This is a genomic window from Alteromonas sp. Mac1, from assembly GCF_001562125.1.
GTDB classification, from domain to species: Bacteria; Pseudomonadota; Gammaproteobacteria; order Enterobacterales; family Alteromonadaceae; genus Alteromonas; species Alteromonas stellipolaris.
In genome coordinates this window covers 3,405,936-3,418,721 of the sequence record NZ_CP013932.1, presented here as the reverse complement: position 1 = coordinate 3,418,721, position 12,786 = coordinate 3,405,936, and the positions used below count along the sequence as shown (strand labels likewise).

At 45.2% G+C, this 12,786-nt stretch carries 8 protein-coding genes; 6 read left to right on the top strand and 2 right to left on the bottom strand.

Going from position 1 to position 12,786, the window contains the following annotated elements; genetic code table 11:
* Positions 1-111: 111 nt before the first annotated feature.
* A complete protein-coding gene (locus tag AV939_RS14635) occupies positions 112-351 on the bottom strand; it encodes a hypothetical protein (RefSeq protein ID WP_057790178.1) in 240 nt (79 codons plus the stop codon).
* Between the two features lie 233 nt (positions 352-584).
* Positions 585-3,146 carry a TonB-dependent receptor plug domain-containing protein gene (locus tag AV939_RS14630; RefSeq protein ID WP_057790180.1) on the bottom strand — a complete coding sequence of 854 codons (2,562 nt, stop codon included), beginning with the start codon at positions 3,144-3,146 and terminating at the stop codon, positions 585-587.
* Positions 3,147-3,447: 301 nt separating this feature from the next.
* Here AV939_RS14630 and AV939_RS14625 point away from each other — a divergent pair, with 301 nt between their 5' ends.
* From AV939_RS14625 to AV939_RS14600, 6 genes are all read left to right on the top strand, one after another.
* The gene (locus AV939_RS14625; protein ID WP_057790182.1) at positions 3,448-3,837 is read left to right on the top strand and encodes a VOC family protein; all 390 of its coding nucleotides are present in this window, start codon (positions 3,448-3,450) and stop codon (positions 3,835-3,837) included.
* A 233-nt stretch (positions 3,838-4,070) separates the two neighbouring features.
* The gene (locus tag AV939_RS14620) at positions 4,071-5,951 is read left to right on the top strand and encodes a sigma 54-interacting transcriptional regulator (RefSeq protein ID WP_057790184.1); all 1,881 of its coding nucleotides are present in this window, start codon (positions 4,071-4,073) and stop codon (positions 5,949-5,951) included.
* 15 nt (positions 5,952-5,966) lie between these two features.
* Positions 5,967-8,543, top strand: coding sequence for a TonB-dependent receptor (locus AV939_RS14615; protein WP_057790185.1), 2,577 nt, complete (start codon positions 5,967-5,969; stop codon positions 8,541-8,543).
* A 41-nt stretch (positions 8,544-8,584) separates the two neighbouring features.
* Entirely contained in the window at positions 8,585-9,784 is a 1,200-nt protein-coding gene (locus tag AV939_RS14610) for a CaiB/BaiF CoA transferase family protein (protein WP_057790188.1), read from the top strand.
* Positions 9,784-10,704: a hydroxymethylglutaryl-CoA lyase gene (locus AV939_RS14605; RefSeq protein ID WP_057790190.1), complete on the top strand. Its 921-nt coding sequence runs from the start codon at positions 9,784-9,786 to the stop codon at positions 10,702-10,704. Before AV939_RS14610 ends, AV939_RS14605 begins: the two co-directional genes overlap by 1 nt.
* The gene (locus AV939_RS14600) at positions 10,701-12,782 is read left to right on the top strand and encodes a hydantoinase/oxoprolinase family protein (protein WP_057790193.1); all 2,082 of its coding nucleotides are present in this window, start codon (positions 10,701-10,703) and stop codon (positions 12,780-12,782) included. The genes AV939_RS14605 and AV939_RS14600 overlap by 4 nt, the downstream gene beginning before the upstream one ends.
* The last annotated feature ends 4 nt before the right edge of the window (positions 12,783-12,786 follow it).

The following is a 12,786-nucleotide window of genomic DNA, read 5'->3' as shown; positions in this document are numbered from 1 at the left end:
TACGGTGGTTACGGTGATAACAATAATACATGCCATAAAAAGGATATAGCTTATAATCTGTTTAATATTCTTCAGCATATTGGCTCCTAATAAGGGGCCTTAGCCCTAAAATTACTCATCAGTTGTGGATGTGGTGCGCTCGGACATCTTGTCGCCAACTTTACTACCTGCATATCCTAACCCACCAGAAATAGCACCTATAGCAGCACCAACCCAGCCACCACCACGGACACCGCCTAGAGCTCCAGCTCCCATTGATGCAGCTAATCCTGCTACGCTAAAATCGCCCCAGCAATGTTCTGCGCAACCGCCTGATACAAGGTTTACCTCATTATTCGTAAGCACTTCCATTATTAATTCCTTCTAAAAGTGTTAACCCAAAAGTGGGAGTACTTAGAATACTCATGCTTGCTAACAAAGGTAACTGACCTTGGGAATAGTTCTTGTTATATACAAAAACGAAATACGGTTTTATGGCATGTGATTTTGTAATGTAATTTTGGCTGCTAATATTGCTAGCATATAAAAAATGCCGGATGTTTTCACATCCGGCATTTTTTTTGAGTTTTAACTTACAAGATTAATTAAAAGCTATAAGTCACTTTTCCGTAAACATAACGGCCCGTGAATCCATAGGGCGAGAAGCCTGAGTATGGGAAAATCATCGAGAAGGTAGTTACGTCATCAACTAAATCGCGTGTAGCTTCTGGGTATACATCAAAGATGTTATTCGCACCAACCGACACCGCCAAGTTGTCGGTAAGGGCTACGCGTACATCTAAATCTGTGATCCACTCAGAAGGTATAATTTCGTTACGTGCTTCAATTGAAGATGGGTCTTCCACCTCGCCATAGCGAGTAGTGCGCAAAGTAGCGTTATAACGGTCATAAGACCAAGTTACACCAAGGTTCACTTTGCTATCTGGCGAGCTAGTCTCGAAACGACGCAGTTCTACATCGTCAAACAAGTTACTTTGATCGAAGCCTGCGCCTTGGAGCACTTCTGGCGCTTCAAGAATATCGGTTACTTCGTTGTCGTTGAAGTTAATTCCTGCATTGAAGTTAAACGCACCAAAATCAGCCGTATTTAACGTGTAAGTAGAAACAATATCTACTCCTTCCGTGCGAGAATTAATCGCGTTTAAGAAGAAGCGAGCTTGGTTAGCACCAGTGCCTTCAAGCAACGCTTCAATAGCATCACCCGATAGGTTGTTCGACAACACAATACGATCGTCAATATCAATACGGTAGAAATCTACGGTTAGGTTGAAATTGGCAGTAGGCGAGTAAGTGAAACCAGCGCTGTAGTTATCTGATTCTTCAGCATCAAGACCTGGGCTACCCAATGCCTGTGCAACATCACTTGAAGCGGCAAACGTACCCGTTTCAGTTGGCTCGCCATCCACAAATACTGTGGCAATAGAAGTAAAGTGCTGCTGTTGCAACGACGGTGCTCTAAAGCCAGTCGATACAGAGGCGCGAAGAGCCAAGGCATCAGTAATGGTTACCCGGTGTGACATTTTCCAGTTAAAGGTACTGCCAAAATCTGAATAGTCTTCATAACGACCAGCTACTGCCACATTCCAGTTTTCTAGTACATCGGCTTCTACATCTACATAAAAGCTATAGTTGTGACGAGTGTTTTCACCTGCTGACTCTGGCGTGAAGCCAGGGAAAACTTGTGAGCCAGCTGAGCCAAAAGGGCCATCAACAGGGTCGGTAACTACGCCACCTGGGCCAAACGTACCTTGGATGTAAGAGTTTTCTTCACCAGCGGTAATCTCATAGCTTTCGTGGCGGTATTCTGCGCCCATAGCGAAATTCATTTCACTATAGAAATAGCCTGTATCCACCAAACGCGATGCATCAGCGTTAATAATGGTAGTGTTGTACTCCAGCTCACCCGCGTTAAAGCTTGTTTGGCTTGTTGGACCAAGAGAGGTATTCAAGCTATTCACTACGCTGTACTCTAAAGCATTGCCACCGTGGGTAAGTGACAAATCGTAGTTCCACACATCGCCGTAACCCTTAATGCCGCCAAGTACCGACATATCTTGAATATCGGTTTGAATAGATGGCAAGAAGCCGTCAGGGTAGATAGAAGTGATGTTACGGCTATCTGATGCTCTGCGGTAAAAACCGCCGCCAATAGAATCACGTGAACTAAAGCCCGCAGTACCGTAAAATTCGATGCTGTCGTTAATGGCTTTGCCCGCGTTTACGAACAGGGCGTAATCTTCTACTTCGCCATTACCGTATACGTGGTTGTAGCGGTTAACCGTGAATTCTCTCTCATCTAAATTACCATCGGCATCACGAGCATAATTTTCGCGAGTATCGAAGTCTGAACGGTTCGACTCACCACGGTCGCGGTATTCAGCTGAAACATTAACAAAACCATCGTCGCCCCACTCAAAACCCATATTTCCGCGAAGAGTAAAAGTTTGACCGTCGGTCAGTTCACGATCTGAACCTGTATTGAATGCAAGGTTGCCATCAGCATCTGCACTAACGCCTTCAAGGTTAGGCACGCCGTCCATAGTAGTTACGTTTGCACCGTAAGTGGCTGATACTTCACCGCCTTCGCTAGCGTCTTTCAATACAATATTGATAACACCAGCAATGGCGTCTGAACCGTATTGAGCCGCTGCACCATCGCGCAATACTTCAATGCGCTTAATCGCATTAGCGGGTATAGCATTTAAATCCACAGCAGAAGAGCCGCGGCCCACAGAACCGTTTAGGTTAAGGAGTGCTGAAGTATGGCGGCGCTTGCCATTCACTAATACCAGTGTGTGATCTGGCGCTAAGCCACGAAGCTGAGCGGGGCGAACATGGTCTGTTCCATCAGTAACAGAAGGCTGCGGGAAGTTGAAGCTTGGCAACAACGAATTGAGGATCATGTTGGTTTCGGTTAAACCAGTGGCTTCAATAGAAGACGCATCGATAATATCGATAGGAACCGGAGAGTCATTAACAGTGCGGCCTACACGGCGCGAACCAACAATTTGAATCTGTTCAACATCTTGTTCGTCAATGCTCTGTTGTTCTTGAGCGAAGGGTGAAGTCGAAAAAGGAATAGCAGCGATTGCGCCAGCGATTAAGGAAAGCTTAAAAGCAGAAGCGTTAAATTTTGCCTGTTGCATTGTGTGTTCCTGAATTTTTATAAATGTATTTCAACATGAGCATAAACTGCATTTACAGGGCGCTAAAAGCGCGTCTGTTTTATGCGTATTTCTGGTACGCATACTGCACCGCAGTTATTGCGATTACTTTCTTTTTATGTGGGGTACAGCTAAACGCCGATTTGTCTGATTAGACTTATTATTATTAGATGTGATAAACGGGTTCCGTTTATGAGGCTGAGTTAAGCACAAAAGAGAAGGTGGGCACAATACTAAAGTTGCAACAATTTATATATATCAAATAACGTAGGAGTGCTTCTCTGTGGTACAAAACATACATCACATTAACTTTCTAGTCAGAGAGTTAGATAAAGCCGTAGCGGAATTCGCCAAACTCACCAATACCAAACCCATATTTGAGCCACTCTCTAGCCGCGGGGCTAATTCGGCGCGTTTCCAATTAGGCGATACGTGGCTTGTATTTGTCAGCCCAACTGATGAAAACGGCATTATCGCGTCGATTTTAGAAGAGAAAGGAGAAGGTATTTTTCTCATTTCATTTGGTAGTGACGATCTTTCAAAAACGCTAGCTGGATTAACGGGAAACCCTCGCAATAGTGAAATGCGTAAAGGGTTGGACAACTGGTATGTGCAAGATATTTCATTAGATTATGAATTCGGTCCGATACTGCAACTTTGTGAAACGCATTAATATTTACACTCATATTAATATTTCACATTGAAATTTATTTATTTCAAATTGAAATATTAATGCTGGTTATTTTCTCATCGATATGACTACACTGGGCGCTTGATTATTGTACAGCCCCCGTGAAACCTACCGCACACTGTTTTTTTATTAAGTTGGCACAACTGGTGCAATACCCAGTGTAACTATAATAAAAATTCACGTTACTTCATGGGGCAACCTATTGGAGAAATGTGATGGAAAACAACAACGTGAAATCGGTAAGATTGGATCAGCCTCAACTTCGTATCCTTATCGTTGGCTATAACGAATTTAGCCAGCTGGTGGGGAGCGTGCTACCTGAATACGTCGGTGAAGCCCAATTTAAGATTGTAGATTCCATCGTTGGAAGTACGAAAGAAATTCAACAGCATATTTCAGAATTTGACCCTGATGTAATAGTCAGCGCAGGTTCAAATGCGCGATATCTACAATCTGCATTGTCTATTCCAGTAGTATCGATGCAAACAACAGAATGGGACGTATTCGAAGCGGTTGAAAAAGCCTCTAAGGTCTCAAAGTCAATTCATATCATTTCTTTTGCAGAAGCATCTTGCGCAGCAAAACTTGCTGATTCCCACCTCAATATCGATATTGTAGAGTCGATTTACTTAACGGCCGACCAAGCAAGAGAGCAGTTTCATATTGCGAGTCAGTCTGAAGGCATAGCTGTAGTGGGAGCTAGCTTGGTATGTGGTTTAGCGAATAGCAAAGGTATTCCCTCATTCTTAATCTATACAGAACGCTCGTGTAGAAAAACTCTTCAAAGCGCCATCGACGAAGCTAAGAAAGCCCGTTTGTTAGCCAAAGAACAAGCGTTGGTATCATGGTTACTCACTAAATCTCAAACCCCCATTATCATGGTCGATGAGAGCGATGATGCCTTAACCCTTAATAGCGCTGCTAAGCATCACTTGAATCTAAGTACAAATGCAGAAGTCGATTTAGATGCCCTTATTCACCCAAGGGGTGGAAAACGTGAAACTGATGGCGAATGTGAAATTAACGGCGAGGAATGGTGGTTTCATCTAGACACGTTATCCGAAGGCAGTACGAATAAATTTGTTTACCAACTTTATCGCAAAAAACTTAAAAAAACGCCTTCGAAGCAAGCGGCGTCTCCTCGCCACGATTTAGTTTACCAATCTAACGAGATTGAAGCGGTGTTGCAGCAGGTAAAGGCGTTTTCAACATCGCCAAGTAACGTATTGCTGTTTGGAGAGTCGGGTACGGGGAAAGAACTAGTTGCCAGACAAATACATCATCAAGGCCCCTATGCGGGTGGCAAGTTTGTCGCCCTTAACTGCAGTGCTATCCCATCTGAGTTGTTTGAAGGTGAACTGTTCGGTCATCAGGATGGCGCGTATACAGGCTCAAAGCGAGGTGGTCGCAAAGGGTTAATAGAGGAAGCCGAGAACGGCGCACTATTTCTTGATGAAATTAGCGAGCTGGCGCTAGATCAGCAAGCTAAATTGCTGAGGTTTTTACAAGAAAGAAGCTACCGTCCTTTGGGGGGAAACCAAGAGCGAGAAGTTGACTTGAAACTGATCGCCGCTTCAAACCGTTCGTTATCGGAAATGGTTAATGAAGGCGCGTTTCGTGAAGATCTCTACTATCGACTCAATGTATTCAATATCTCTATTCCTCCTTTGCGCGAGCGCCCCGACGATATTCTTCACATTGCGGCGCACAAGCTTGAAAAGCTATTAAATCGTTATGGGGTTTCACACAGCCCATCAACCATTCTTGAACATCTCAATGACAGCTTCATTGCGCACAACTGGCCGGGAAATATACGCGAGTTAGAAAACGTGTTAGAGCGCGTCGTGGCTTATCTTCATACCGTAAACGACCTTGGTCGATTGCAAACAGCATTACCTCAAATTGCGCCAGAGTTAAGTGGGGGGCGTCAGCCTGTATTGGCAGACAAAGGAATAATAAAAATAAAAGAAAACGAACTCATTCTAGCCGCATTGGCGCGATGGAAGGGTGATAAACGTAAAGCAGCTCAGGACTTAGGAATTAGCCAAACCACATTGTGGCGAAGGTTAAAAACAATAAATCACAACAATAATTAGTGTTCGGAGATAGTCATGCAAACCACCGGAAAAACATATTTAGCATTACAAGTGTCGCTCGCGTTAACCATAGGAAGTTCAGCCATTCCTGCTTTTGCACAAGAAGAAAAGCAAGCAACGTCTGAGCTCGTTGAAATTATCAGTATTTCACGAAAGCGTCCTGAAAGTATTCAGGAAGTGCCGATTGCGGTAACGGCGTTGTCAGCAAGGGAATTAGAGGCTGCGGGGGTAGAGCGTCCTTCCGATTTTATTAGCCTAATTCCAAACGTAAGTATTGTTGATGCGGCCAACGTGGGTGATACACAAGTAAATATCCGGGGAATTATTTCTACACGCGATGCAGAATCTACTTTTGCATATGTCGTTGATGGGGTGTTGCAGACGAATCCGAATAGTTTTAACGAAGGGTTAACTGATATTGCGCAAATTGAAGTTTTAAAAGGGCCGCAAGGGGCGCTATATGGCAGAAATGCGGTTGCCGGTGCCATTCTGATAACAACGGAAAAGCCCTCAGACGTGATGGAGGCCAGAATTGAAGGTGGCGTTGGTAATAACAATTCGCAGCGCTATTCTGGAATGCTTACTGGGCCACTTGCTGACAATGTATTTGGGCGCATTGTGGTAGCGCATTCAACTACAGATGGCTTTTATGAAAATGTGTATCTGGGGCGTGATGACGCGGTAGATTACTTAGAAGATACATCGGTCAAAGGGCGGCTTATTTGGGAAGCGACTGATGATCTTACTTACGATTTTCGTGGCTCGTACAGCGAGGCTAAAGGCGGAGCAATAAACTTCAACGCCGTGTTCGCACTACCGAGTTTTGTAGAAGATTTTGGTCAAAGTGCGTTTTTTAATGACGTGAATGATCACGAGTTTATCTTTGCTTTTAACGTACCTGGTGAAAATGAACAAAAGACCACAGAGCTTTCGTTAAAAGCCGATTGGCGCAACGAGGGATTTGATGTCACTACCGTGGTTGCGTACAACAATCTAGAAGAATATCTGTTATCAGATGGTACAAGCGCTTCATTTTATGGCTATGAATTGACAGAGCAATGCCAAACCGATCGTGCAACATTAAATAACCTTCCAGTTGATTTCGGTGGCGCGGGAAGAAGCGACTTGTTTGGCGATTTCCTATCTCCTTTTGTAGTGCTTCCACCAGGACAAGATTTTCAAGGCGTATATGGACCTTATACGCCATCTTCGTGTGATGGTTATCAATATCAAGAACGAAGCCAACAAGATTACAGCGGAGAAATTAGATTTACATCGAACGACACAGATTCGCCCCTGCAATGGATAGCGGGCGTCTATTTCGCCAATATAGATAGAGATGTTGTTGTAGCTTACGGTGCAGATTTAGGACAAGGCTTCTTACGTCAAGCATACGTTCCGGCCGACGGGCCAAACCCTACAGACTTATTGTTTGATGATACGTTTTCAACCACCGTGCTATCTACGTTTGGTCAAATTGAATACGACGTTAACGATAAATGGGAAGTGTCTTTCGCACTCAGATATGACAACGAGTCGCGAGAAGTGGCAAATAATGTACCCAATGTATCTGCCTCTGGTTTTAATGTTAATACCATTGTTGACGGTGTAGTAGGGCCTATCAACCCTGCATTTACGGCCAACCCTGATGGTATTCCCGATCGAGAGCAAAGCTTTAGTCAGTGGCAGCCAAAGCTAACCTTTAGTTACGAAGCAAGCGATGCCCTAAACCTTTATGCCAGTTATGGCGTTGGTTTTAGAAGTGGTGGATTCAATTCTATCGGCACTGAAGCCACGTTAGATTTTTGGTTCAATGCAAGTGGAGCCGGTACGCCCGGTGATGCGGTTGATGCTCAACTTATCGTACCCGATAACTATGACAAGGAAATTACCACAAGTATTGAATTCGGCGGCAAGGGAACGTTTTTAGACAATCGATTAAAAGTGAACAGCGCGGTGTTTCACACCAAAGTTGAAGATAACCAGTTCTTTGAGTTTTTCGCTGGTCCGTTTGGATTATTAAGAGCGGTTACCACCATTGATGAGCTAGAAATTCAGGGCTTCGAAATGGACGCTAATTATCGGGTTAACGACAATCTGAGTGTTTTTGCTGGAATGGGGCTTATTGATAGTGAAATCATCGAGAACAAGAACAGACCACTTTCTGTCGGCAATGAAGCACCACAAACACCAAAATCCTCTTACACCTTAGGTATTTCTTACGATCACGAGATTACCAGCGACTTACAACTTACCACACGAATTGATTATCAATATGTGGGAGAAACCCATTTCCATACGCTGCAAGGTGAAGAAACGCCTACTATCTGGGATTTCTTCGGCACGCTAGGTGGCGGTGTTCCTCCCGGCCCTCACTCTCAAAACTTCAGTAACGCTCAGCGTGATGCATATAGCACCGTTAACGCTCGCATTTCCATAGAAGGTGAAATGTGGACGGTCGCATTGTGGGGCAAAAACTTAACAGATGAGGCTTATTTGCAAGAGGTGATCCCTGCGCCAGAATTCGGCGGCTCGTTTGTTCACCCCTCGGCGCTACGCTCCTACGGTTTAGAACTTAGTATGAGCTTCTAATCCCTACGCTTCGAAGATTGAATTTTAATCAGGATGAATTTATGAATAAACCATTGTCAGGCATTACTGTCATTGACCTTACGCATATGCTGTCAGGGCCATACTGCGGAATGATACTCGCCGATTTAGGGGCAGAGACGATTAAAGTGGAGCCATTGCAAGGGGAAGGCACTCGAAAGCTTCTCGCAACCGATCCCGATAATTCGTTGGATGGTATGGGCGCTTACTTCATTACACTGAATCGAAACAAAAAAAGTGTCTGCATCGATTTAAAATCTGAAGAAGGTTTAAACGTATTCTATGAGTTGGTAAAAAAAGCCGATGTGGTGGTCAACAACTTTGGTGCAGGTGTACCAACGCGTTTAAAAATCGACTATGAACAGTTAAGTAAAATAAACCCCGAAATAATCACCTGCTCAATTACGGGGTTTGGTAGCAACGGACCCAAATTCAAACGTCCAGCGTTTGATCAAGTGGCACAAGCTACTGGTGGCGGTATGTCTATCACTGGTACCGATCCAAATCACCCTGTTCGAGCCGGTATTCCAATTGGCGATTTAGGCGGCGGTATGTTTGCCGTCATGGGAATCCAAGCCGCGCTTTTGGAACGGGCAAAAAGTGGTAAAGGACAAGACGTTGATATCTCAATGTTAGATTGTCAGATATCACTGCTTAACTACATGGCTACAATGTACTTTCTGTCAGAGAAAGACCCATTCCCCATTGGCAATTCGCACTTTGTACACGTGCCCTACAACACCTTTAAAACAGCAGATGGGTTTATTGTCATTGCGGTTATCACCGATAACTTTTGGCAAAACTTAAAAACGGTGGTGAAGATAGATGCATTGGACTTACCCGAATTCGATACCCAGCCAGGACGGTGGGCGAAGAAAGATTTTATCGACGAAACCCTTAACCAAACACTGCAAACACAAACGTCTGACTATTGGATTGAAAAGCTAGAAGCGGCGCGTATTCCTTGTGCGCCTGTCAATACGTTCTCTCAAGCCCTTAGTGATGAACAAGTGAAGCACCGCAATATGGTGGTTGAGCTTACCTCCGGTGATGGTAACAAAACCAAAGGGCCGGGTAATCCTATTAAGTTTTCGCGTACCACCGACGAAATATTCTCGCCTGCGCCCAAAGTTGGCGAGCACACAAGAGATGTGCTGCAAGGTTTAGTTGGCATGAGCGAAAGTGAGCTAGCCCTTTTATTTGAGAAAAAGGTAGTTCGCTGATGAAAACGAAAGGAAAAATCATCATCAACGATGTTGGCCCCAGAGATGGCCTACAGAATCAGAAAAAGCACCTAAGTGTGGATGAGCGAGTTGCATTAATAAATGCATTAGTTGCAGCTGGATTACCTGCCATTGAAGTCGGGGCTTTTGTATCGCCTAAAGCGGTTCCTGCTATGGCTGGTACAGATGAGGTCATTCATCAACTCGAGGCCAAAGATAAGGTGGCGTACTCAGTGCTTATACCCAACGAAAGAGGGTTTAGCACTGGGGTGGAACTGAATGTACCTCTTATGTCATTGGTGGTGGCGGCAAGTACAACGATGAACGAAAAAAACATTCGTATGACCACTAACCAAGCATTGTCTATGTCATCAGATGTGCTTGCGCTGGCCACACAGTTAAATCGTAGAGTGCAGGCTTATGTTGCAACAGCATGGGAATGCCCCTTTGAAGGGCACATTAGCGTGGATGAAGTGATTAAAGTATCAGCCGCATTATTAGATGCTGGGGCTGCTCACATTGTGGTGGCCGATACGATTGGTGCGGCATCTCCAGATCAGGTACATGTGCTGATGAGCAAAATGGTATCGGAGTTTGGCGCTAACAAATTGTCGTGCCATTTTCATGATACACGCGCAATGGGCGTAGCAAACGTTTATGCCGCGATTGAAGCGGGTATTCGACAATTTGACGCATCAATTGCGGGATTGGGTGGCTGTCCATTTGCACCGGGCGCCACCGGTAATGTAGCGACAGAAGATGTGGTGCTGCTGGTTGAACAAATGGGTTATAGCACAGGCATAGATATGGGCCTGTTACTTGCAGCGTCGGACAAAGCCAAGGCATTAACAGGCACAGCACGTGGTGGACATGCTAAAACCTGGTTAGAACAACAAGAAAATAAAAGGGGAAGCAAATGAGTTATCGATTAGGGGTTGATGTGGGCGGAACCTTTACCGACCTACTATTAATTAACGAAATATCTGGGGAAACCTTTACTGCAAAAGTACCTTCTACACCGCACGATTCTTCCGTTGGGGTACTTAACGGTATAGACCGTATTTGTGAAGAGTCAGGTGTTAATGTTACTGATATCGCTCGTGTTATGCACGGTACTACTGTTGCAACCAATGCGGTATTGACGGGCAAGGGGGCAAGTGTCGCACTGGTTACCACACAAGGCTACAAGCACGTGCTGCAAGTGGCTCGTTCATTCTGTCCGGGGGGGCTTGGAGGTTGGGTAAGCTACATGAAGAAGCCTTTGCTTGCACCGTTAGAACTCACTATTGAAGCAAGTGAAAGAGTGGGCGCAGATGGAAGCATTGTTAAAGCCCTTGACGAAGAGAAGCTCACGCAAAGCTTACAGGCATTAAGAGATAAAGGTGGATTTACTGCTCTCACTATCTCTTTTATAAACGCTTATGTAAACGGAGAGAACGAGCGCCAAGCTCAAGCGGTTGCACAGCGTGTTTTCCCTGATATGCCAATCTCTATTTCTTCTGATGTTGTTCCTGAATTGCAAGAATACGAGCGAACTGAAACCACAGTGGTAAACAGTTACGTTCGCCCTGAAGTAGCCAAATATGTCGATAATTTACATGGCGCGCTAACAGAGCGTATGGGCAGCGATATTCATCTGTCTATCTTGCGCTCTGATGGCGGACTGGCGTCTGCGCGTTCAGCTGCAGAAAGCCCCGTTAATTTACTCATGTCTGGTCCTGCTGGCGGTGTAGCGGGGGCTATCCATTTTTGTAAACAAGGTGGATTTAACGACATACTCACTTTTGATATGGGCGGCACCTCTACTGATGTTGCGCTTATTCAAAATGCAACGGCTCGGGTAAGACGAGAAACCCGTGTTGGAGATGTCACGGTTCGCGCACCATCGGTAGACGTAAGAACCGTTGGCGCTGGTGGTGGCTCCATAGCTTTTGTACCTGAACTGACCAAAGCACTGCGCGTAGGCCCAGAGTCAGCTGGCGCTAAACCGGGCCCGGCGGCTTATATGAAAGGCGGTGTAGAACCAACGGTATGCGACGCCAATGTGGTACTCGGTTATCTTCCTTCAGATGTGCAGCTTGGTGGCAAAATGGCTATCAATCGAGACGCTGCGGTAGCGGCGGTAAAAAAAGTGGCAGACGCCATGGATATTTCTGTTGAAGAAGCGGCTGAAGGTATCATTAAGATTGCTAACGAAGCTATGTTCGGTGCTCTTCGGTTAGTGTCGGTAGAGCAAGGGTTTGATCCAAGAGAGTTTGCCCTTGTAGGTTTTGGCGGAGCTGGCCCATTACACGCCAATGCACTGGGTATTCTAACACAAGCGTGGCCTGCCATTATTCCTCCTGGTCCTGGCGTATTATGTGCCTATGGTGATGCCACCACTCAGGTACGTGATGAGGCCTCCCAAACACTGGTTTCGCTTATCGACAACCTCACCGACGATGCATTTAAGCAAGTACTAACCGAATTAGCAGAAAAAGCATCTTCTACCCTGCTCGCCGATGGAATTTCGATGGACGAGCAAACTATTACTTATGAAGCAGATGTTCGCTACACCGGGCAAGCCTTCCAACTTTGCGTTCCTTTCTCTAAGCAAGATCTTGAAGATAAGGGCCTTTCTTTGCTTAAAAAGCACTTTGATGCAGAGCATACACAGCTATTCACCTTTGCGTTAGAAGAGGGCCATGAAGTTGTGATGGTGCGCGCAGTCGCTACCGCAAAAAGCAAAGCACTTCCCACTCATCCGCCCGTTAATACAAGCTATACCCTTGAAGATTGCATGTTAACCGATAGCCAAATTTATTATGAAGGCAGCTACCACGATGCAGTCATTTACGAGCGTAGAAAACTTCACGAAGCATTATCGGTGAAGGGACCTGCTGTTATTTGTGAAATGGACTCAACGACAGTGGTTCTCCCTGGGTACGTTGCAACCGTTGATTCGGTAGGCAATCTATTACTTAACCCGTTAAGCAACCCTGAATCGACTGGCAAATAAGGAG